Origin of the sequence: Occallatibacter sp., from assembly GCF_036502485.1 — a bacterium.
In the GTDB taxonomy this organism is placed as follows: Bacteria; Acidobacteriota; Terriglobia; order Terriglobales; family Acidobacteriaceae; genus Telmatobacter.
This window is the reverse complement of sequence record NZ_DASXYM010000025.1, coordinates 1-21,389: the sequence shown is the minus strand read 5'-3', so window position 1 is coordinate 21,389 and position 21,389 is coordinate 1. Positions and strand designations below refer to the sequence as shown.

At 60.6% G+C, this 21,389-nt stretch carries 18 protein-coding genes; 8 read left to right on the top strand and 10 right to left on the bottom strand.

The features are described from left to right. Nucleotides 1-30 precede the first annotated feature (30 nt). Nucleotides 31-2,574 carry a replication restart helicase PriA gene (priA, locus tag VGL22_RS04315; protein ID WP_465265657.1) on the bottom strand — a complete coding sequence of 848 codons (2,544 nt, stop codon included), beginning with the start codon at nt 2,572-2,574 and terminating at the stop codon, nt 31-33. 137 nt (nt 2,575-2,711) lie between these two features. Here priA and VGL22_RS04310 point away from each other — a divergent pair, with 137 nt between their 5' ends. The 6 genes from VGL22_RS04310 to VGL22_RS04285 all read left to right on the top strand — a co-directional run bounded on the left by VGL22_RS04310 (nt 2,712) and on the right by VGL22_RS04285 (nt 8,135). Then, entirely contained in the window at nt 2,712-3,407 is a 696-nt protein-coding gene (locus VGL22_RS04310) for a SatD family protein (RefSeq protein ID WP_465265656.1), read from the top strand. Nucleotides 3,408-3,452: 45 nt separating this feature from the next. Next, nucleotides 3,453-4,208, top strand: coding sequence for a hypothetical protein (locus tag VGL22_RS04305; RefSeq protein WP_465265655.1), 756 nt, complete (start codon nt 3,453-3,455; stop codon nt 4,206-4,208). Between the two features lie 74 nt (nt 4,209-4,282). Next, entirely contained in the window at nt 4,283-5,047 is a 765-nt protein-coding gene (locus VGL22_RS04300) for an ROK family protein (RefSeq protein ID WP_465265654.1), read from the top strand. 8 nt (nt 5,048-5,055) lie between these two features. After that, nucleotides 5,056-5,460 (top strand): hypothetical protein, encoded by a 405-nt coding sequence (locus tag VGL22_RS04295; RefSeq protein ID WP_465265653.1) that lies wholly within the window; start codon nt 5,056-5,058, stop codon nt 5,458-5,460. 138 nt (nt 5,461-5,598) lie between these two features. Then, nucleotides 5,599-7,200, top strand: coding sequence for a thioredoxin family protein (locus VGL22_RS04290; protein WP_465265652.1), 1,602 nt, complete (start codon nt 5,599-5,601; stop codon nt 7,198-7,200). A gap of 29 nt (nt 7,201-7,229) precedes the next feature. After that, nucleotides 7,230-8,135, top strand: coding sequence for a hypothetical protein (locus tag VGL22_RS04285; RefSeq protein WP_465265651.1), 906 nt, complete (start codon nt 7,230-7,232; stop codon nt 8,133-8,135). 8 nt (nt 8,136-8,143) lie between these two features. Here VGL22_RS04285 and VGL22_RS04280 read toward each other — a convergent pair whose 3' ends face one another. The 3 genes from VGL22_RS04280 to VGL22_RS04270 all read right to left on the bottom strand — a co-directional run bounded on the left by VGL22_RS04280 (nt 8,144) and on the right by VGL22_RS04270 (nt 13,058). Beyond that, nucleotides 8,144-8,965, bottom strand: coding sequence for a uracil-DNA glycosylase (locus VGL22_RS04280; RefSeq protein WP_465265650.1), 822 nt, complete (start codon nt 8,963-8,965; stop codon nt 8,144-8,146). A gap of 3 nt (nt 8,966-8,968) precedes the next feature. Beyond that, nucleotides 8,969-10,261: a bifunctional phosphopantothenoylcysteine decarboxylase/phosphopantothenate--cysteine ligase CoaBC gene (coaBC, locus tag VGL22_RS04275; protein WP_465265649.1), complete on the bottom strand. Its 1,293-nt coding sequence runs from the start codon at nt 10,259-10,261 to the stop codon at nt 8,969-8,971. Between the two features lie 178 nt (nt 10,262-10,439). Then, entirely contained in the window at nt 10,440-13,058 is a 2,619-nt protein-coding gene (locus VGL22_RS04270; RefSeq protein ID WP_465265648.1) for an ADOP family duplicated permease, read from the bottom strand. A 151-nt stretch (nt 13,059-13,209) separates the two neighbouring features. On the opposite strand from VGL22_RS04270, the gene VGL22_RS04265 reads away from it, so the two are divergent. After that, nucleotides 13,210-14,682 (top strand): DUF7125 family protein, encoded by a 1,473-nt coding sequence (locus tag VGL22_RS04265; RefSeq protein WP_465265647.1) that lies wholly within the window; start codon nt 13,210-13,212, stop codon nt 14,680-14,682. Nucleotides 14,683-14,712: 30 nt separating this feature from the next. Then, the gene (locus VGL22_RS04260) at nt 14,713-16,257 is read left to right on the top strand and encodes a two-component system sensor histidine kinase NtrB (RefSeq protein ID WP_465265646.1); all 1,545 of its coding nucleotides are present in this window, start codon (nt 14,713-14,715) and stop codon (nt 16,255-16,257) included. A 91-nt stretch (nt 16,258-16,348) separates the two neighbouring features. Here VGL22_RS04260 and rpoZ read toward each other — a convergent pair whose 3' ends face one another. The 6 genes from rpoZ to VGL22_RS04230 all read right to left on the bottom strand — a co-directional run. Beyond that, the gene (rpoZ, locus tag VGL22_RS04255) at nt 16,349-16,579 is read right to left on the bottom strand and encodes a DNA-directed RNA polymerase subunit omega (RefSeq protein ID WP_465265645.1); all 231 of its coding nucleotides are present in this window, start codon (nt 16,577-16,579) and stop codon (nt 16,349-16,351) included. Continuing rightward, entirely contained in the window at nt 16,569-17,321 is a 753-nt protein-coding gene (gmk, locus tag VGL22_RS04250; RefSeq protein WP_465265644.1) for a guanylate kinase, read from the bottom strand. Before gmk ends, rpoZ begins: the two co-directional genes overlap by 11 nt. A 108-nt stretch (nt 17,322-17,429) precedes the next feature. Further along, entirely contained in the window at nt 17,430-18,353 is a 924-nt protein-coding gene (locus VGL22_RS04245; RefSeq protein ID WP_465265643.1) for a YicC/YloC family endoribonuclease, read from the bottom strand. Nucleotides 18,354-18,359: 6 nt separating this feature from the next. Further along, nucleotides 18,360-20,282: an ABC transporter ATP-binding protein gene (locus VGL22_RS04240; protein ID WP_465265642.1), complete on the bottom strand. Its 1,923-nt coding sequence runs from the start codon at nt 20,280-20,282 to the stop codon at nt 18,360-18,362. Between the two features lie 379 nt (nt 20,283-20,661). Next, on the bottom strand, nt 20,662-20,883 hold the full coding sequence (locus VGL22_RS04235; protein ID WP_465265641.1) for a hypothetical protein: 222 nt from the start codon (nt 20,881-20,883) through the stop codon (nt 20,662-20,664). Between the two features lie 80 nt (nt 20,884-20,963). Then, nucleotides 20,964-21,389, bottom strand: a 426-nt coding sequence (locus VGL22_RS04230; protein WP_465265640.1) for a hypothetical protein, incomplete at its 5' end; no start/stop codon positions are given.

The following is a 21,389-nucleotide window of genomic DNA, read 5'->3' as shown; positions in this document are numbered from 1 at the left end:
CCATGCCCCATCGTCACATCGCGAGCATTTCTACATCAGGCGCTGGGCATCGACGTCGACGGTAATGCTGCGGCGAGGGATTTTGATGGTTTCAGCGTGGGCCAGCATGGCGCGCAGCACACTGTTGAGTGTCTTGCGCGACGCGGCTTTGAGAATGAGGTGAAAGCGATAGATGCCCTTTATCCGTGCGATGGGCGCGGCGCACGGGCCAAGGACGCGCACCGCTCCGGTGTTCTGATTTTCCAGCAGATACTTGCCAAGGATGGAAGACCAATCAGCGGCCTCTTCAAGCCGGGGCGATTGAATGAGCACGTTGGCGAGCACGCCGAACGGGGGATAGTGCATCCAGCGGCGATACTTCAGCTCTTTCTCGATGAAGCTGGCGTAATCGTGTTTGCTTGCGGCGAGGATGGCGTAGTGATCGGGGTGATAGGTCTGCACCACCACGCGGCCGCGGAGCTCTCCGCGGCCAGCGCGGCCTGAGACCTGCGTCATGAGCTGGAAAACGCGCTCGGCGGCGCGGAAATCAGGCATGGAGAGAGAGTGGTCGCAGCCGACGACGCCGACCAGCGTGACGCCGTGAATGTCGTGGCCCTTGGCGATCATCTGTGTGCCGACCAGAAGATTTATTTCGCCGGAGTGCAGGCGCGCCAGAAGGCGCTCCAGATCGTGACGGCCGCGCACCGTGTCGCGGTCCATGCGGCCTATGCGCGCGGTGGGAAAAATTTCCGTGAGCCGCTCTTCACCCTGTTGCGACCCGGCCCCCAGGTAGTAGAGGTGCTCGGAGTCGCAATTGGGGCAGCGCGCGGGAACGATGCGGCGATATCCGCAGTAGTGGCACTCCAGACGCTGGCCTTCGCGCACGAGTTCTCCCTCAGCGGGCGGCTTGTGGTGCGTGAGCGCAATGGCGCAGTTCTGGCATTCGAGCTTGGCTCCGCAGGCGCGGCACATGACGGCGAATGAGTAGCCGCGGCGGTTGAGGAGGATGATGACCTGCTCGCCTCGATCGAGGGCAGCCTGGGTCTGCTGGGTGAGGGATCGCGAGAAAAGGTTCTCCTGGGCGGTCTCCTGGAACTCGCGGCGCATATCAATGAGCTCGACCTCGGGCATGGGGCGCTGGTTGACGCGCTCCTTCATCTCGATGCGCTTATATTTGCCTTGGGCCCCGTTCTCGGCAGTGGTGTTGTGCCAGCTTTCAAGTGAGGGTGTAGCGGAGCCGAGGACCACGACGGCGTTGGCAAACTTGGCACGCATCACGGCGACATCGCGGGCGTTGTAGCGCGGGGTCTCTTCCTGCTTGTAGCTCTGGTCGTGTTCTTCGTCGACCAGGATAAGGCCCAGGTTAGGAACGGGCGCGAAGATGGCGGAGCGGGTGCCGACCACAATGGGTGCGTCGCCTGAGCGGATACGGCGCCACTGCTCGCTGCGTTCTTCCGGAGTGAGAGCGGAGTGGAGCAACGCTACCTTTCGTCCGAACGCTGCATCCAGAAGCCCTGCGGTTTGCGGAGTGAGGCCGATTTCAGGCACGAGCAGGATGGAGGCAAGGCCGCGGTCAAGGGCGCGCTGCATGGCGGCGAGATAGACCGCGGTCTTTCCGGAGCCGGTTACGCCGTGGAGTAGAAAGGTCTGGAAGGCTCCCAGGGCGGAAGCGATGGAGGCGAGGGCTTCAGTCTGCGTCTCATTGAGGCGGAGGGGCCCGGCGGCGCCTTCGATTCCGCCCAATCGGAAGGCGACGGGGCGTTCTTCAATCCGCACCAGCCCCCGGCGAACGAGGGTCTGCAAAGTAGAGTTGGGCAGTTCGCGCTTGCGTAACTCAGCCAGGGGCATTTCGCCTCTGCAGGCTGCGAGTTCGGCAAGGATAGCCTGCTGGTTTGTCGTGAGCGTGGGCAAACGCGTTTCGGGAACGAGGACAGCGAAACGCTCGGTGCGCCGGGCGTCGCGTTCCACCGCCGCGGTCTCGCGGACAATCCATTTTCTACGAATGAGTGAGCCGAGGAGCGATGTCGTCACGCTGGTTGTTGTGCGCAACGTGGAGAGCTTGACGGGCTCGCCGGACGACAACTTTTCGAGAACGAGACGCTCCATGTCCTGTGGTTCGCGCGGGAGCGTGCGGCCGGCGTGCGGTCGTTCTCCCGGGAGCGGGGCGAAGGCCATGCCGGATTGAGCTTCGAGGCTGTTGGCGAGCACGTCGCGCCCAAGATCGGTAATGCGGTAGTGCACGGTGCGGCGGACTTCTGCCATCAGGGGCAACATGCCGCGAAGGACTTCGCCGATGGGAGCGAGGTAGTATTGCGCGATCCACTCGGCGAGAGAAAGCAGAGGTTCGCTGAGAAGTGGGGGTGTGTCCCCGCTGGGGCCGTCGTCGGCGCTGTGATCAAGCACCGCCTCGATTTCGCGTGCTTCGAAGTTCTCAGGGCGCTCGGAGCCGACGCTCATGACGACGCCGATGAGCTTCTCATTGCGAAAGGGAGCGATGACGCGCGAGCCGCGCCGGGGACGCTGGCCGGCTGGCACCGCGTAGGTAAAGGTGCGGTCCAGGGGCACCGGCAGGGCGACTTCGCAGTAAAAACCCATGGGACTCCTGACAGCAAGCTCTATTGTAAGTCCCGGATGCTGTCAATATAATTTTATTGATATCCGGATAGTCAACACTTCTTTATTGATTTACCGTGAATCAACACTATAGTATTGACTACCGAGGAGCCTCTGGAATGACCAAACGCGGCTTGCATTCCAAGAAAAGCGCAGCAACCCACATCGTGATTATCGGGGATATTGTGGCGTCGCGAAGGCTGAAGACGTCAACCCGCCGCAGCGTGCAGCAACATCTGCTGGCCGCCCTGAAGAACCTGAATCGCTCGATGAGTGAAGGCCTCCTGGCGGAGTTCACGATTACGCTGGGAGACGAGTTTGAAGGCGTGCTGCGCCCGGAAGTGGCGGGGACGATAATCCCGGACCTGCTGTGGACGATGGAGAAGGAACTCGCAGGGGTTCCGATTCGGTTCGGGATCGGCATGGGCGGCATCGATACTGAGATCGTGCGCAGTCCTCTTGAAATGGACGGACCCGCCTTTCATGCGGCGCGAACCGCAATCGACGCGGCAGCCGCCGAGGAGAAGATGGGCGGTGTGTTCATGGGGTTTGGGTGCGAGAACGATCTGATCCTGAACGGGATGGCGCGGCTGCTCTATTATCACCGCAATGAATGGAGTCCCCAGCAACGGCGGGTTGCGAACTTGCTGCGCGAAGGAAAACGGAAGCATGAGGCAGCGGACATCCTTAACCTGACCAGGCAAGCGGTGTCAGCATACGCACGGGCCGCAGATTGGGCCGGGTATGCAGAAGGGGAAGCAGCTTGGCACATGGCGCTTGCTGTAGCTGCGAACAGAATGGTTGCGGCGGCGTGAGGGCCGAGGAAATGTATTCTTCTCCGTTGATGCCGGGATGGTGCTATGCATAATTCCCTTCTCTACTGCGAATCGCTGCTGAGCTGGGTGCTGGCGAATTACGCGTACGGCAACGATCCGGCGCAAGACGATGCGGACGCCGGAGACCCGGCCCAGCTAAGCAGGGGCGTGGTGGCGTGGAGCGCGGCCGTCGCAGTGATGCTGGTTGTCGTGAGCGGATTCGGATTGCGGCAGACGGCAGCCGCAGGAGTGGTGCTTGGAGGGTCGGTGTTGGCGCGCTGGTTGCGGAGGAGATTCGTGAAGGTTCGGCATCTAATGGGATTTGAGCTGGCATTGTGTGGAGGCGCAGTGCTTTCGTTTTACCTGATCACCGCGGATAGCGTGAGCCGGTCACTGCCGGACGCGGGCATGTCACTGAGCAGAGATCGATGGAGCGCATTGTGCGCGGGTGCGGCGCTGCTTGTCTACATGATCCGAGGGGGGAACTACATAGTGCGCGGAATCCTGAAGCGGGCCGGAGGCATGCCGGATGCCGGCGAGCCTCGCTTTGAAGGCAGCGAGGGATACGCACATGGCACAATGATCGGTCAGATCGAACGCGTCATCGTCGTCCTGGTGGTGATGGGCGGCAACCTGCAGGCCCTGGCGTTTTTCTTCGCGGCCAAGGGGCTGATCCGCTCAAAGGAGCTGGAGGAGAGGGCGCGCGCGGACTACTTCCTGCTGGGCTCGCTGGCTAGCTTCCTGGTTGCGCTCATTGCGGGGCTGGTTCTGCAGCAGGTGATCGGACATTTGTGGCACTGAGACGTGTGGTGACGTGTGGGGTGTCGCGGAAGGGCGCGGGGGCATTACAATTCCTGCTGATGAAACCTAAAGCCTTGGCCAAACCCACTCCCGCGTCGGAAGCCATTTCGACGGCTGTTTCTGCGAAAACCCTCGGACCCATTACCCTGGCAGTCGACATTGGCGGCTCGGGCTTGAAAGCCATGCTTCTGGATGCGGTGGGAAAGCCGGTGAGCGAACGGCAGAGGATTCCCACGCCGGCGATCCCCACAGCCAACGCGGTGCTGAAGGGCCTGGATGCCTTGCATCAGATGCTGCCCAAGTTCGACCGCGTGTCGGTCGGCTTTCCAGGCGTGGTGAAGCGCGGGATTACCTGGAGCGCCTTCAACCTGCATCCCTCGTGGCGCGGTTTTCCGCTGCAGAACGAGTTGGAGAAGCGCTGGAAGAAGCCGGTGCGCGTGGCAAATGACGCGGCGATTCAAGGTTACGGAGCCATCTCGGGCGACGGCATCGAAATGATCGTCACGCTGGGCACGGGCATGGGGAATTCAATCTATAGCTCTGGGCGGCTGGTGGCCATGGAACTGGGGCACCATCCCTGGAAAAAATACACCTACGAGGATTACATTGGCCGGCGCGGGCTGGATAAGTATGGCAAGAAGCGCTGGAACAAGTACGTGCTGGAGATGATTGAGCAGACGCGTAACACGTTCAACTGGGACCGTCTTTACCTGGGCGGCGGCAACACGAAGAAGATTGATTTCAAGTTGCCCGAAGGCGTGACCATCGTTTCGAATGAGACGGGGCTGCTGGGCGGCGTGGCGCTGTGGCGCGATGAGACGCTGAGCCAGCATAAATAGCCCGCCCGATGCCGCACGACACGAACAATCAGCGGACACGCGTCCCTTCGCCTCTTCGCAGCATGGTGCGCGCGGGCTTGGGGATCGGCGCGGCCGGATCACTTGCCTTCACGATCTATACGGGCACACATAACAACTCAGTGCTGCTGATGGCGATGTTCGTGCTCTGGGTTCTTTCGCCGTTTGTGGGTTTGTGGTTTGCGGAGCGGAGTGCCGAGCGTGCGCCGCACGGAATGGCATCGGCGATACGCGCATCGGCGCTCGTGATTATTGTCTGCTCTCTGGGAATCTATGGGGTTGTGGCGATGCAGGGACCAAGTCATCACGCGGCATTTGCCTTTGTGGCTGTGCCGGCGGCCTCGTGGCTCGCGATTGCTCCCTTGCTCATTGCGCCGCGTTCGGTAAGGCGTTGAACTGAGTCGAAAGATACCGAAGCGCAAGCCACAAACCCAGGCCGGTTCGGATTGCTTGCAGCAGTCTACAATTGTCGGCTCTTCCCATTCGCCGCGAGCCGTGAAACAATGGCCCCCAAACTACAACGGGGCTTGTAAATGCGCGTCCAATTTGATTCTGCTCCCTCGCCGGGGCTTGCCTGCCTTCTTCTGCTGGTCGGGATGGTGTCTGCTCAGACAACAACCGGACCGAATTCTGCCGGGACGACTGCCGCGCCCAGCTCTGCTGCCGCGCCCCCACTACCGGACGCTCATCTGCCGCCGGTCACTGCAAAGCTCAACGGCCTTGCGCACCGGCTCGTGCAGGCGGGAGTAAAGAGCAACGCGCTGGCCGACGAGCGCCTCGCCCCCTGGCACATCAAGATTGATTACCAGATGCACTATGGCGCCAATCCGAAACCTGTGAGCGGAAGCGTGGAGGAGTGGCACGGCGGTCCGCAGCAATGGCGCCGCACCTACACCAGTGCTCTGCCGGAACTCACCGGAGCCGAGTGGAGCACGTCGCAGGGCGAGCAGTTTATCGCAAAGCGCGGTATGAACCACTCTACATATCATTTCCTGCTGCTGCGGGTAACTCGACCCGTGCTTGATCCGCTTTATCAAGCGGCCAACATCAAGCCCGATTACGAGATGAAGGCCATCCGGACAACGACGGAAGGCGTCACCCTAAACTGCGCGTCTGTGGTGGATGGGGCGCGCTACACAGAAGATCCCGACTATATTTTCGCCACGTCGTGCTTCGATCAGGACATGCATCTGCGATTGACAGTGGCGGGCAATACGTCGGTTCAATTCGACGATGTGCAGATGTTCCTGGGGCGTGCGGTGGCGCGCGATGTGAAGGTGATCCAGCAAGGAAACCTTCTGGCAGAAATGAAGGTGTCGCTTCTGGAGCCGCTGGCGCCCGGGACTGAAGCGACGATGAAGCCGCCCGCGGATGCTGTTGCTGAGCCGTACACAATTGAAGCTGGGTTCCCGCGGCCGGAATCTGTCTACGAGGTGGCAGCGGCGCTGCCACTGGCTCCCAATGGGAAACCGTTCAGCGGCGTGGGGGTCGTGCCGATCCTGATCCACAAAGATGGAACTGTGAAGGTGTACCGCAGCGATATCGCGACGTATCCGGCGCTGGCCGATGCCCTTGAAGCTGCCATCAATAAATGGAAGTATAAGCCGTATGTTGTCGACGGTCAGCCGGTGGAGGTTTCTTACGGGGTCGCTTATCGCATCGATGGCAAGCCGTTTGTGCCGTCGTATGAGAGGCCAAAGCCCAAGCCTGTGGAGTCGGCACCCGAGGACTTCTCCAGCACGTACGATCCGAAGCGCGATCCGGTGAAGGATCTGGCAACAGCGGAAGCTCAAGCGGCGAGCGCGCACAAGCGCATCCTTGTGGAGGTAGGCGGCACCTGGTGCTCGTGGTGCAAGATTCTGGACAAATTCTTCGACGGGCACACAGACTTGCGCGACCTGCGCGATTCCAGTTTCGTTTTGCTCAAGATAAATATGAGCGCGAATAATGAGAACGCTGCATTTCTTGCTCAGTATCCGGCCATTCCGGGTTATCCATGGCTGTTTGTGCTGGATGAGAAAGGCAAACTCCTCGTATCGCAAAACACTGACCCCCTGGAGAATGGAGCCGGCTACAGCCCGAAAGCCGTCAAGGATTTTCTTGCTGCCTGGAGACCCCAGGGCGGGCTCCAATGATTCAGGCAGCGCGAAGGAAATCCGGTCACATGGCTGAGACCATTGTGCCGATGGCGTTCGCGCTGCTTGGTTTCTTCTGCTTCATGAGGGTTGAGGGACAAGCACCGGGATCCATCCGCAATGCGGCGGGCGTTCGGCTCATGGTGGCGGCTGACGATGCCGATCCCACGCTGCGGATTACGGTGCCAGGATATAGCGGAGATGAAGCCGCGTTTCTGATCTTGTTACCGGAACATGTAACGGTACGGGCACGCGGGAAGTCAGACGCGACGCACATTTATCTTTGGCAGCCGGGGAACTCCGGAGCAGCGCTGGCGTGGTCCGCTACCAGCGATTCGCTCCAGTATGAGAAGGATCTCGAGGACGGAATTCTCATAATTGCGAGAGCAACCCTCGAAGCCGACGGCGTGCTGTTTCACTACGAGTTTCGAAACCGGTCGGCAGTGGATTACGACATGGTGTATGCGCCGACCGATCCGCGGCTGACCGGGGTGTTTCATGACGCACGGCTGGAGCGGACGTATGTGCACCATGCGGGCGGGTTCGAGCTGCTGGCCTCGGAAACGCCGCAAAGGATGACGATGCCGCTGAATGAGTGGCTCCCGGCGCGATATATGGCGTCGTACACGTGGGCAGTTCCGGCTAAGCTGGTGGACAAACGTGCGGATGGGATCACGTATTACAACAAGTCGCGTGTGGTGGATGAGCCGATGATTGCCACCCTGTCGAGTGATGGCAAATGGGTCGTGGCGAGCTTCACGCGTACCGTCGGGAATGTGTGGAGTAATCCGGAGCTGACGTGCCAGCACGTGGATCCCACCGCTGCCCTGCCGGCGCATGGGATGGCTGTCATCGAGCTAAAGATGCTCATCTTGCGCCGCGGCCTGAAGGATGCGCTGCGCAAGGTGATCCAACAGCGCGAATCGTTGCACTGAGGTGGCGATCAGGCCTTGGCAGGAGCCTGCAGGCCAAGTTCGCGCATGGCGATCTGGAGGTCGGCCCAGGCTTCCTTCTTCTGACGCGGATCGCGCAGAAGAAACGCCGGATGATACGTCACGATGAGCTTGCTGCCGCGCCAGGTATGTACGCGCCCCCGAAGGCCGGCGAGGGGCTGGCGCTGACCGAGAAGATAGGTTGCCGCGGTGGCGCCTAGGGCGACGATGACTTCGGGGCGAATCACGTCGATTTGCTGGAAGAGAAAAGGCGCACAGGTGTTGGCTTCATCGGGCTCGGGCGTGCGGTTCTGCGGGGGCCGGCACTTGACCACGTTGGCGATGTAAACCTCCTCGCGCTTCAGGCCCATGGCCGCAATCATGTTGTTCAAGAGCTGGCCGGCTTTGCCCACAAAGGGCAGGCCCTGCGCGTCTTCATCCGCCCCGGGACCTTCGCCCACGAACAGGAGACGCGCGTCCGGGGATCCGTCGCCGAAGACAAGCTCGTTGCGCCCGGTGTGAAGCGCGCATCGGGTGCACTCGCCGATCTGCTCCCGGATGATGCGGAGGGCGGCAGCGCTGTCGGTGACCGCGGGGGCCACGGCGGGAGGGGCAGCAATGGGCTTGCGAGGCGGAATTTCGGTCTCCTGAGGATAGATGGGCTGGGAAGACGGGTCCTGGGTCTCAGAAGCGAGACCTGGGACATCCATTTGTTGGATCGCCTGCGCGGGGCGGCGATAAAAGTCGGTCAGGCCGAGTTCGCGGTAAAAGCGGAGGCGCTCTGCGAGGGCCTGCTGGGTGGACGGATCGAGGACACGCGAGGGGGCGGGCACCGGCTACTCCACGATGATGGGCCGGCGCGCGGGCGTGGCGGATTGCTGCAGGATTTCGTCCTGCGCTGATACGCTGTCAACTTCAACGATTAAGTGCTTCGGGCGGCGCAGGATGAGGGTCTCGTCGAGAATCCGGTCCGCGAGCTTGCGCTTCGACATTTCGGGCATTTCAATCGCGGTGGACGTGGTGAGGAATGTCGCGGCATTGAGGTCAGAATCGATGCCGGTGCGATCGCCCGACACGTCGTTGATAACGATGGCATCGGCGCCTTTGCGGAGAAGCTTGGCGCGGCCGTTTTCCACGCGGTTTTCCGTTTCGGCAGCGAAGCCGATGATGAGCTGGCCGGCGTGTCGGCGGCGGGCGACCTCAGCGAGGATGTCTTCTGTGGGCGCGAGTTCGATGGTCATCGGCCCGGTGCGCTTGAGCTTCTGGTCGGAGACGACCACGGGACGGTAGTCTGCCACTGCGGCGGACTTGATGACGATGGTGGCCTCCGACATTCGGTCGAGGACGGCATTGCGCATCTGCTCCGCAGTGGTGACCTTCACAACTTCCACGTTTGAAGGAGGATATAAAGCCGAGGGTCCGCTAATGAGAATGACTTTGGCGCCTCGGGACTGGGCGGCTTCGGCGATGGCGTAGCCCATTTTGCCGCTCGAGCGGTTGCCGATGAAGCGCACCGGATCCAGGGCTTCACGCGTACCGCCGGCGGTGACGAGAACCGTTTCACCTGCCAGGTCGTGGCGGGGACCAAGAACGGTGAGAACGGCTTCCGCGATGGCAGCAGGTTCAGCCATGCGGCCGGCGCCCACCATGCCGCAGGCGAGGTCTCCGACGCCGGGCTCAATGACCCTGACTCCGCGCTCACGCAGGATTTGCAGGTTGGCCTGGGTGGCGGGGTGCTCCCACATGTTTACGTTCATGGCGGGAGCTACAAGGACCGGCGCCTTTGTGGCTAAATACATGGTGGTGAGAAAGTTGTCGGCGATGCCGTGAGCGAACCTGGCAAGAATGTCCGCCGTGGCAGGAGCGACAACGAGAGCCTGGGCCGCCTGAGCCTCGGCAATGTGCTCGATGGAGGAGTCGTAGGACCCTGGTCCGGAGTTGCTGTCGTCCCACAGCCCGGTGATGACCTTATAGCCACTGAGGGCGGCGAAAGTTAAAGGTTGCACGAACTTGCAGGCGGCTTCCGTCATGACGACGTGGACTTCGAGGGCCTGGCGCTGAAGTTCGCGGACCAGCTCGGCAGCTTTGTAGGCAGCGATGCCGCCGGAGACACCCACCGTGACGCGCATGGGTTGATTCTAGCAGCGAGGTTGATTCCAGCAGCGAGCAAGAGTTGGCGGGATGGTGCAAATCAAGGACCAAATTGCGATTGATTGCGCCGGGGAAGCGGTCAGAACTCACCAAACGTCCTGGGACGATGGGACACTTTGATGCGGTTGTCCTATCCATAAGGCCGGCAGCGTGGAACTAGTCAGCTCGAAGCGCTTCCATCGGATCGGTTCCAGCGGCACGGCGGGCTGGTATCCAGGCTGCCATGAGGGCTGTTAATCCAAGAGTCGCGGTGACAGCGGTGAAGGTAACGAGATCCCAAGACCGCACGCCAAACAGGAGGCTGCCGAGGAAGCGACCTGTGACGGTGGCGCCGGCGAGACCCAGCACAAGCCCCCACAGAACCAACTCGGCTGCTTCCACCAGAATCAGCCTGCGAATCGAGCGCCGTTCTGCGCCAAGAGCCATGCGGATTCCGATTTCCAGGGTGCGTTGACTGACCGAGTAAGCGACAACCCCATAAAGCCCAATGACCCCAAGCATAAGAGCGCAGGTGGCAAAGCCTCCCACGAGCGCGGCCGCCGATCGGTGCAGGTAGGAGGCGTGGTCATCGCGGATGTGCTCGGCCATCGTGAATTCGTTGCGAACACCGATTTGCGGATCGAGCCCGTGTATGGCCGAAACGATCTCGGACAAAGCACGAGCGGGATCTTGATTGGTTCGAACTACAAGGAACGAGTAGTTGCCAGGTTTCTGGTTCAGGGGGTAGTACACGGCGGGCTCAAGGGGCTCGTTGAGGGCTCCCTCTCGCATGTCTTCAATGACTCCAATCACGCGATGCAGCGAGTTCTCCGTGAGTGCCTGGTCTCCTATTACTTGTCCAATCGGGTCTTCATCCTGAAAGAGCAGGTGTGCCGTTCTCCGGTTGATAATGACGACTGCAGGATGCGAGGCATCGTCCGCTTCAGTGAAGAACCGTCCTCTGACAAGCCGCGTCTGGACAGTGGCGAAATAGCCGGCGCTCACCGTCCTTGAGACAGCCTGCTGCTGCTCTCCGTTCCATGAGCGGCCCAACACACGATAAGAGGCTGCGTCGCAGTTGCAGGTGACCGGGAGGTGAGAGCTGACGGTTCCGGAGGTCAGGACGCCAGGAACGGAATTGATCGTATCGATTAGGTGGTGAGCCATGGCCAGCTGCCGTGATGCGGTCTCGTATCCAGTATTGGCGTCGATTTCAAGTGTGGCGAGATTGGCAGTATTGAAATTTACGTCTACGTGAAGAATGCGATAAAAGCTCTTGCCCAGAAGCCCCCCGCTGGTGAGGAGCACGATCGCAAGCGCCAGTTCGGCGACTACCAGGGTGGAGCCGAAACGTTTCCACGCGCCGGAGGAAGTGCGGGTTCCATGAGCCAGCCCACTGCGCACATCGGCGAGATAAAGGCGCGTCATCGGCGCCGCAGTGCAAATGGCCAGTGAGACCAGAGATGCGACGCCGACGAACATGAGGACGCGGTGATCGAAACCGATCGTCTGGAAAAATGGCATCCCCCGAAGTACACGTTCGGGGATCAGCGCAGCCAGCACTCTGACAGAGCCCAGGGCGGCACCCGCACCTGCCGGGACCGAAAGCACAACCAGAAGCACCGCTTCTATGAATAGAGCTTGCGCCAGTCTCGTAAAAGACGCACCCAGGGCACCGCGGACCGCGATCTCGTGGCGACGCTTTTCACCACGAACGATCAGCAGACTCGCGACGTTGACCCAGGCGATCAGCAGGAGAAGCAAAGAACCCGACAGCAGGATGAGGAGAATGGGACGGATATCGCCGGTGATCGAATCCCTGAACGGCTCGACCAACGCACCGAGGTCCCGATTGGATTGAGGGTATTGCTTTTGAAGCTGGGATGCGATTGCGTTCGCGTTGGCGAGCGCCGCGGCGACAGTTGTGCCGCTTTTGAGCCTGGCAATGCCGCTAAACGGCCGGCAGGAGCGGTCCATTTCGCAGGAGCCGAGGTCGCCTATAGTTACCCAGAGTTCGGCGGCACGTGAAGCGAACTGGAAGTCGCGTGGCAGGACACCGATGACCGTGTAGACGTTGTTGTCGAGGGTGATCGATGCGCCGACTATATCGGGCCGCCCGCCAAAGATGCGCTGCCAGGTTCCGTAGGGCAGCACCACGCTGCGCGCGGCGGTCGCGTTGTCATCAGCTGCCGTAAACAATCTGCCGAGAGATGGACTGACCCCGAGAGTCTGAAAGAATCCGCCTGAGACTCGCCCCACGCGGAGAGATTCGACAGCGGCGGAGCGCCGCAGCAGGTATGCGTCGGGTGTCCAGACGTCGAACGAACTGAAGGACGAGCTATTGCGCTTCCAGTCCTGATAATCGGGATAGGAGAGACCGCACTCCCCGCACGAGGGGGTCGTCTCGAAGACTGCGACCAGGCGGCCTGCGTCCCAATAGGGCAGCGGTTTGAGCAGTGCGGCGTTCACGAAGGTGAAGATGCTGGCGCTTGCCCCAATTCCCATCGCCAGCACGAGAACAGCGCTCAGGGCGAACCCCGGGGCTTTCCGGAATTGCCGCAGAGCAAAACGAGCATCCGCTCGAATCGACTCCCACCTCGGACCCCGCCATACCGCCAGGCTGCGCTCCTTCCTGTCGAAACTGCGGAACTCGAGTTGGGCAGTCCTATCCGCTTGCTCACGAGACATGCCGCCGTCTATCCGATCGGCAATCTTCTCTTCGAGGTGCTCGGGGATCGATTCGGAAAGATCCTGATAGCGACCGTGGCGAGTCAACATCCGTACAAGCCACCGCATAGCTTCTCTCCTGCGACCCAGCAACTGCTGCCCATTCGCTGCAAGTTATCGTAGAGTCTCATGCGCAGCCGACCGTGGATCGTCGGGGCGCGTACATATTTTTCTGAGCCGTACGCATCTCACCAGTAACCGTCTCGAAGGAGCGGAACCCATGGACCAGAACCTGCCGAGGCGCATTGAGACGGGAGTAAGCGGCCTCGATGACATTCTTTCGGGAGGCTTTCCCGCCGGACAGATGTACCTGGTCGAAGGAGATCCAGGCACTGGCAAAACCACCCTCGCCATGCAGTTCATCCTCGCAGGCGTGAAGCCTGGCAGCAGCTCTCTCTACATCACTCTCTCGGAATCGCGGGATGAGTTGGAAAGCTCCGCAAGTTCCCATGGCTGGAATCCGAAGGATCTCCCCATCGCCGAGTTCGTGCCCGCGGAGGCGAGCCTTCATCCGGAAGAGCAGTACACCATCTTCCGGCCAAGCGAGGTTGAGCTCTCCGACACAATTCAGAAGCTCACCAAGCTGATCGATGAATCCAAGCCGGATCGCGTCGTTATCGATTCGCTTTCAGAACTCCGTTTGCTGGCCGCCGATCCCATGCGCTACCGTCGGCAGTTGCTGGCTCTGAAACACTTCTTCGCCGGGCGCGATTGCACCGTGCTCCTCCTGGATGACCGGACCGCCGAAGGTAGCGATACCCAGTTGCAGAGCATCGCGCACGGTGTTCTCCGCCTTGAAAAAATGCACCGCTCCTACGGAGTGACGCGGCGCCAGATCGAGGTAGTCAAGTTGCGCGGAAGCGCGTTTCGCGAGGGCTTCCACGACTACACCATCCTCCGCGGCGGACTTTGCGTGTACCCCCGCCTGGTCGCGCAGGAACATCTGGATCCCTTCGTCGGAGACAGGATCACGAGTAATCTCCCCAGCCTGGACCAGATGTTCGGAGGAGGCATCAATCGAGGCTCATCCTCCCTGCTGATCGGCCCATCCGGTTGCGGCAAATCGACCCTTTCCATGGTCTATGCCTTTGCTGCCGCGCAACGGGGCGACCGGGCCGTCGTCTACGTGTTCGATGAAGTGCTGCGCACCGCTCAGGATCGCCTGGAGAGCATTGGAATCCCGGTGAGGGAGGAAATCGCCAAAGGAACGCTTCGCATGGTCCAGGTGGACCCGGCAACCCTTTCTCCCGGCGAATTCGCCTCCCAGATCACCAGCGACGTGCAGATCAACGACACCCGCGTCGTGGTCATCGACAGTCTGAACGGCTATCTCACTTCCATGCCCGGAGAAAAGGACCTCAACGTTCACCTTCATGAGCTCATCTCGTATTTGAACCAGAAGGGCGTGGCCACGTTTCTTGTCTATACCCAGCACGGACTGATCGGATCGATGCAGACAGAAGTCGATGTCAGTTATTTGTCCGATACAGTGGTTTTGCTCCGGTATTTTGAAGCAGCCGGATCTCTCCGAAAGCTGGTCTCGGTCGTCAAACAGCGCGTAGGCCAACATGAGGACACCCTCCGCGAACTGAAAATCACACCAAAAGGCGTTGAGATTGGTGAGCCGCTCACCAGTTTCCGCGGTGTCATGACCGGGGTTCCGGAACTGGAACTGCCGCTGAGCGCCAGGTAAATTGGGTCAAAGTAGATTGGGGTCAAACCGATGAGCCTCGCGGTATGCGTCGTGGCGCCCACTGGCCGTGATGCCGAACTCATCCTCAGAGTTCTGCGCCAGAACGGTGTCGCTGCCGAGCGTTGGATTGACCTCGGCCCTCTTTCGAAAGAAAGCGACGAAACATACGTTGGCGCTCTCCTCATCGCGGAAGAGGCACTCGATGCACCAGCCAAAACAGCCCTGATCAACTATGGTAACCGTCAGTCCGCATGGTCAGACCTGCCGGTGCTCATCCTCACCGGGACCAGCCGCTCGATGCCCCGCAATCGTGAAAACCGATTTGAGGCCCTGGGCTCGCCCGTCCTGCTTGAACGACCCCTCCGGCCGGATATTTTGATCAGCAGCGTTCGCGCTGCCCTCCGCGCTCGTAAGCGCCAGTATGAGATTCGAGACACGCTCCAGGAACGCGACAACGCATTGGCTGCTCTCCGCAATGAACAGGAGACTCTCCACGTCATCCTGGACAATCTGCCTGTCGGCATCATCGTCGTGGGCCGCGAAGGCAACGTCCTTCTGTCCAATCGGACCGCGGAACAGATTCTGCGCCAGCCAGTCCCGGTGGGCGCGTCCATCGGAACAGACGCGGTGTGGCAATCCTTTCTCACCGGCGGCCGCGAGGAGAGCCCACTCGATTCGGGCGATTCCCCCCTCCAGCGCGCATTGGAAAGCTCTGAGGTCGTGCCGCCCGAAGACTTCCTCCACCGCCACAAGGACGGCTCTCTGGGCTGGATACGCGTTGCCGCAGCCCCTATCATCGACCCGGAAGGCAAGGTCTCCGGCGGCGTCGCCGCCATCTCCGACATCGACCGCAGCAAACGGGCTGAGGAAGCCCTGATGAAAAACGAGAAGCTCGCCGCCGTGGGCAGGCTGGCAGCATCCATCTCCCACGAGATCAACAATCCGCTGGAAGCGGTTACCAACCTTCTCTACCTTGTGGAACAGACCACACGATCCACCCCCGCATCGCAATTCGCCCTCAGGGCTCAGGAAGAACTGGCGCGGGTCAGTCATATCGTCACGCAGACACTTCGCTTCCATCGTCAGTCATCCAGCCCCAGCTTGACTGCGGTGGACGATCTGCTGGAGCCTGCCATTGCCCTGTTCAGAGGCCGTATGGCGAATTCCAACATTCAGCTCGTCCAGCAGAACCGGACCTCCTGCCAGATCTGCTGCCGCGACGGTGACGTTCGCCAGGTGTTGAGTAACCTGATCGGCAATGCCGTCGATTCCATGCGCGCCGGCGGCCGCCTGATCGTGCGCACCACGAGCGTGCATCATCCCAAGACGAACATCCCCGGCGTTCGCATCACGATTGCGGACACCGGCCACGGCATTCCAAAACATGCCATGCAGCGAATCTTCGAGCCGTTTTACACCACGAAAGGTGATAACGGCACTGGCCTTGGGCTTTGGATATCGCAGGAAATCGTCAAGCGTAATCAGGGTACGCTTCGGATCCGTTCGAAAACAGGCCGCCCCCACTCCGGGACAGTCGCCACCATCTTTTTGCCGATCGAAGCAAAAACAATCTGAACAGCATTGCGGCCTTGTGCCGCGTGGCAAGGCGTGGCTATGCGGCGAGGTGAGAAGACACCACGCCGCGGCCGGGGCCGTCGATCAGGAGCTAGCTGGCGATGATGGGAAGTCCGTTTTCGTCGACCAGGGGCTTCACTACGGGCACATCCTTGCGGACGTAAGAGATCTTGCCGGCCTCGATTTCGTCCTGGGCGATTCTGCAGGCCTTGGTGGATTGCGTGTGGACCAGCGCTGACGAGCCGTTCTGAAGCTGGCGGGCCCGGCGGGCCGCTACTAGAACTTTCCGGTAGTTGGAATCGAACTGGGTCTCAATCTTCATCTGGGTCCTCATCTGGGTCGTCATTGAAATTAAACTGCTGCTGACTTGAATCAAGACCAATCCCAAAAGCCTCAAGTACGGGCTTGAGCCGTTCCTGGGAGTTGGACTGGCGACAAGCCGCGGCGACTTCCAGCACACGGCGCGAACGGACGGCAATGGGTTCGCTGTTGCGATAGTATCTCTCAGCTCGCACGATTGCTTCAAGCTGGGCGACGGCGCGATCGAGTATGTCGTTGACAAGAATGTACGTATAGTCCCGGTAGTTCTCGATTTCCTTGCTGGCTTCCGAGAGGCGGCGGTACAGTTCGGACTCGTTGACCTGACCCTCCGCGCGGCTGCGGTTGCGCAAACGGGTGCGCAGAACCTTGGGGTTCGGCGGCATGACAAACACGCTAACCGCCTCTGGCAAAGCCTTACGGACCTGCGCGGCGCCCTGCACGTCAATGTCGAGCAGGAGGTCGTGACCCTGCTTGCGTGCGTCGTCCAGCGAGTGCCGCGCCGTGCCGTAAAGATTGCCGAAGACTTCAGCGTATTCAAGGAAAGCGCCGGCCGCAATCATGCTCTCGAATTCAACACGGTTGGTGAAGTAATACTCACGGCCGTTTTCTTCCGAGCCGCGGGGAGCGCGCGTGGTCCACGAGATGGAGAAGTCTATGCCGGTAACCTGCTTGCGCAGCTCATTGACGATGGTGCTCTTTCCAGAGCCGGACGGGGCGGAGATGATGAAGAGGATGCCTGCCATTGTTCCTTAGTAGTCAGTGATCAGTGGTCAGCGGTGATGAGTGTTGAGTGACTAGTGATGAGCGGTGAGTGGAATCACTCATCACTGACCACTATTCACTATTTACCGTTATTCCACGTTCTGGATCTGTTCGCGGGCCTTTTCAATTTCGGCTTTCATGGCCAGGCCGAGTTCCGTAATTTTGGTGCCTTTGCCGCCCACACCGCCGGTCTTCGAAAGGAGCGTGTTGGCTTCGCGGTTCATTTCCTGAAGCAAAAAGTCGAGCTTCTTGCCCACCTCGCCGCCTCCAGAGAGCAGTTCGCGGAAGTGGCCGATGTGGGTGTTCATGCGGGCCAGTTCCTCAGCCACATCGCTCCGGTCCACGAGGACGGCGACTTCTTCAAGCAGGCGCTGGCGGTTGAACTCGTTTCCTACGGCGGTGGTGAGACGCTGCGTCAGGCGCTCCTGGTAGCGCTGCTCGACCTCGGGGCGGAGCTGAGCTACGCCTGCCACAGCTTCTTCCAGCCGGTCGAGTGAGGCGTTGAGAATGGCCTCCAGGGAATCGCCTTCGCGGGCGCGCATGATCTTGAGCTGATTCAGAAGCGGGCCAATCTCGCGCTTCACGCTTTCCGTGATGGCGCCCAGATCCTCATCGGCGTTGCTGCGGCCATCGGGCTGCAGCGCGCCGGGAAGTCGGAGGATCGTGTTCAGATCGGGCTGGCCGGTGAGGGCGTGGTCCGCGCGCGCGGTGCTGAAAGCGGCAATGTAATTGGCGACGAGTTCACGGTTGTAGCCGCCGGTGATCTGGGTACTGCGGTCAACGGCGAGCATGAGCTCGACATGGCCGCGAACGAGGTTTTCTTTGAGGGCGCGGCGCAGTTCCATTTCCAACTCGTCCAGGCCGGAGGGCAGACGGAGCTGAATGTCGAGGAAGCGGTGATTCACGCTCTTCACAGTAAGGGTGTAGCCGAGCTGAGACTGTTCGACGGCTTCGTCGCGGCCCGGAACGCGGACCTGCACGCGGGCAAAGCCGGTCATGGAGTAGAGAGGCATGGTTCGTTATTCCTCCGCCTCGCCGGACAGGGCGGGCTCAAGAAGCTGGTCGGGGGGACGGGGTTCGGGTTCGAGCTGGCCCAGGCCCGGATCGGGGCCACTGCTGCCTTCAGGGCCATCCATGAACTGGAGCTGGTAGAGGCGGCGGTAGGTGGGCGACGTGAGCAGGAGCTCATCGTGGCTGCCGATGGCGGTGATGCGGCCTTCCTCCACCACTGCGATGCGATTGGCCCGCCGCACCGTGCTTAGGCGATGCGCGATGACCACAACGGTGCGGTTCTGGATCAGGTTGGCGAGCGCGATCTGCACCAGAGACTCGCTCTCGGCGTCGAGGGCAGAGGTGGCTTCGTCCAGGATGAGGATGGGGGCGTCTTTGAGAATGGCGCGGGCGATGGCCATGCGCTGCCGCTCGCCGCCGGAAAGACGAAAACCCTTCTCGCCAATGACCGTGTCATAGCCCTGCGGCATGCGGAGGATGAAGTCGTGGGCGAGAGCGTTGCGGGCCGCGGCTTCCACGAGTTCGATCTTCACCTCAGGCTGGCCGTAGGCGATGTTGTGACGCACCGTGTCATTGAAGAGGATAGTTTCCTGGGTGACCTGGGCAATCTGCCGGCGCAGTGAACCGAGGGTAAGGTCGCGAACGTCGGATCCGTCAATCAGAATGCGGCCGGAGGTGACATCGAAGAAGCGCGGGATCAGATTGACGAGAGTCGACTTCCCTGCCCCGCTGGGTCCGACCAGCGCCAGAACTTCGCCGGCGCGGACTTCGAGATCGATATTGTGCAGGATCTGGTGTTCGCCTTCTTCATTGGAGTAAGAGAAGCCGACGTTCTCAAACCGGATGGAGCTTTTGAATCCAGGGAGAGATTTGGGGTGGGCCTTTTCCTTCACATCGTCGCGGTGCTCGAGGAAGGTGAAGATGGAGGCGGAAGCGCCCATGGCCTGCTGAAAGCTGTTATAGAAGTAGGCGAACTTGCGGACCGGATCGTAAAGCTTGAAAAGCAGGATGATGAAGGCGCCGAACATGCCCATGGTCATGCGGCCGTGATTGATTTCATTGCGGCCAACCCAGAGAAGGAGGGCGATCGCGATGGCGCCAATCGTATCCATGAGCGGAGAACTGATGGACTGGATGCGTACGCTGCGCAGGTTCGCCTTGAAGAGGCGGCGGGCAGCGTGTTTGAAGCGGGAGATCTCCCAGAGTTCGCTGCTGAAGGCTTTCACGATGCGATGGCCCGTGACAGTTTCGTGCAGGATGTTCTGAATCTCCGCGAGCTTGTCCTGTCCGGTGCGGGTGCGGGTGCGGACTTCACGTCCGATTTTGCGCGAAGACGTAATGACAACCGGAACAAAGAGAAGCAGCGACCAGCTCAGCGCGCCTCCCAGGCGAATCACGAAGACGATGCCGACCAGGAAGGTGAAGAACTGCTGCAGAAATTCTCCAATGACGGAGCTGACGGCCACCTGCACCCGATCAACGTCGTTGATGAGGGTAGAGAGGATGGTGCCGGTCGCGTGCTTCTGGAAGAAGCTGGCCGAACGGCGCAGCGTGGCCTCGTAGAGATGGTTGCGCAGGTCGGTAATCATGCCGAAGCCTGCGTAGTTCACAAGGTAAGTCCCGGCGTAGTCGCAGAGACCCTTGGCAATGGTGGAGAGGATAAGCGCAATGGCTACCACATTCCACGCATTATGTACGTGGAGAAAGTGCGGGATGAGAGCCCGGAGGTCGAATTGCCAGTGGGAGTTTTTAAGCCCCAGGAGAATGGGGCCTTCAGGAGCATCGGGCTTCAGAACCTGGTCGAAGATGGGCTGAAACAGCAGGGTGCGAAACGTGTCGAGCGCGCCGACGGCGGCGAGAAGCAGGACACCGGGTAGCCAGTTGAACCAGTAGGGCAGGCCGAAGCGGAATAGGCCGAAGACGCGTCTCATGCGCGAGTAACCGCCTCGTTCCCGCTGAATTCCCGTAGGAACTGCGGGGATAGGTTGCCTGGCTCCATCCCCGTATTGTACTTGGTGGATAGAGGTGGCGGCGGGGGCGAAACGAGAGGTCTGATCCGACAGTGTTGATCGCTGCCGGCTTAGCGAGGGAAAAGACGCGAAGCTTCTAATTGCGCATCCGGCCCGCGACGTTGAAGTCGTGCCGTCACACAACGCTGCCACAGAGGCGTTTTCCGGGGAAGTTCAAGGCCGTGGCCGGTCGAAGCAAGTCGCTGAATCCGAGCTGAGATTTTCGGACCGGTAATCATGCGCCAAAATCCCAGGTGTAGAACTAGTAAGCATTGATCTCTGCCGGATAGCTCCCCCACTCTTAAAATTGTTCCTGGGTCAGTTGCGCATACTCAGACGTGGATACGCGCCTGATGTTCCAGGCAAAGCTGATGTGTCGGGAGGCGTGGCACAGCCCCAACTGAAGATCAACTTCGGTCAATGTTCCACCAGCCGCTTTCTGCTCCAGCTTCTGCAGTTCCTCCATTGCCTCCGCGATGTTGCTGCGAACGATCGTGCGGTTGAACTGTCTCTTTCTAGCCATAATTCAAATCATGAGACCGCTGCATAGGTCCGGAAATTGAAAGCTCGCCTCCACATCACAGAGCCGGCGATTTGAAGATACTACTCACCCCGGGCGAGGGGGCCGCCTTTGGCGTGCGGGATGCCGTGCTCGTGGCAGTCGGCGCACTTGACCCAGTGGACGTTGTGCTTGCTCTTCGCGTCGGCGAAGGTGGTGTCCATCTTTTCAACGTCGCGGCCGCAGTTGGAAAGTGCGGGGTGGCAGTTGGCGCACGAGGCGCGGGCGCTCTCATTGTGCCCGTTGTGGCAGGCGACGCAGCTTAGTCCCTCATGGACGCCCATGGGCGTGCGGTCGTCACCGGAGCCCGCCTGAGCTTTCCAGTTGGCGGCTGCGGCGATGCTGTTGACGTCCGGCGGCCGCGGGGCATGGCATTGATAGCAGACGCCCTCGCGCGGGTCGCCGCTGATCTTGAGCTTGCGCGAGCCATCGTAGAGCTCGGGAATGGGCAGCGAGGCGGCGCGATCGTG